This is a genomic window from Flavobacterium sp. WG21 (assembly GCF_000335775.1).
In the GTDB taxonomy this organism is placed as follows: Bacteria; Bacteroidota; Bacteroidia; order Flavobacteriales; family Flavobacteriaceae; genus Flavobacterium; species Flavobacterium tructae.
Map to the genome: position 1 here is coordinate 1 of NZ_AMYW01000076.1, position 1179 is coordinate 1179.

At 44.1% G+C, this 1179-nt stretch carries 2 protein-coding genes; both read right to left on the reverse strand.

All coding sequences use genetic code 11. The annotated features are described in order from the left end of the window. A partial coding sequence (locus tag C245_RS23490; protein ID WP_035747235.1) for an HYR domain-containing protein occupies nucleotides 1-1023 on the reverse strand: 1023 nt, incomplete at its 3' end. Next, the coding region (locus C245_RS24075; protein ID WP_157495933.1) for an HYR domain-containing protein at nucleotides 975-1179 on the reverse strand (205 nt) is incomplete at its 5' end. The genes C245_RS24075 and C245_RS23490, both read right to left, overlap by 49 nt.

Below are 1179 nucleotides of genomic sequence, written 5' to 3' on the forward strand. Positions count from 1 at the left end.
GGTTGCCGTTGTTGTACCTGGTGTTTGAACTGGGTAGCTGTTGTCAACGTTGGCTACGATTGGATTTTGCACAATAATAGTAACTGTAGCTGTTGCACAGTTTGCTGTTGGATTTGCAACCTCACAAATTTGATAATCAAAAGTGTAAGTTCCCGTTGGCGTATTTGGCTGAACTGTAACGGCTCCTGTATTAGTATCAAAACTTAAATTTGAAGGTAAAGTTGTAGTCGAAGTAATTATAACTTCATTAGCCACTACATTTTTACAGTTCAGAGAGTCATTATCCAGAACACTTGGAACTGCGATTCCACCCAGAACTCCATTAAAGGATGTTACACGATCTTCAATAGCTTTGATTGGTCCAATTACTTTCACCGTCTGCGTACACGTCTGAGTATTTCCGGCAGCATCAGTAGCCGTCCACGTTACCGTAGTGGTTCCGATTGGGAAGCTTGATGGTGCGTCGTTAGTTACCGTTACTGTTCCTGAACAATTGTCTGAAGTCACTGGAGTGCCTAAAACAACTCCGGTTGCTGTACATGAATTAGCATCGGCTACAGCAGTAACATTCGCAGGACAAGTGATTGTTGGTTTTTGAGTATCATTTACTGTTACGGTTTGCGTACAAGTCTGAGTATTTCCTGCAGCATCAGTAGCTGTCCACGTTACCGTAGTGGTTCCGATTGGGAAGCTTGATGGTGCATTGTTCGTAACCGTTACTGTTCCTGAACAGTTATCGCTTGTCGTTGGAGTGCCTAAAACAACTCCGGTTGCGGTACATGAATTAGCATCGGCTACAGCAGTTACATTTGAAGGACAAGTGATGGTTGGTTTTTGAGTATCGTTTACTGTTACAGTTTGCGTACACGTCTGAGTATTACCTGCAGCATCAGTAGCTGTCCACGTTACCGTAGTGATTCCGATTGGGAAGCTTAATGGTGCGTCGTTAGTTACCGTTACAGTTCCTGAGCGAGTTATCGCTTGTAGTTGGAGTGGCCTAAAACAACGCCGGTTGCAGTGCATGAATTAGCATCGGCTACAGCAGTAACATTCGCAGGACAAGTGATGGTTGGTTTCTGTGTATCGTTTACTGTTACGGTTTGCGTACAAGTCTGAGTATTACCTGCAGCATCAGTAGCTGTCCACGTTACCGTAGTGATTCCGATTGGGAAGCTTGAT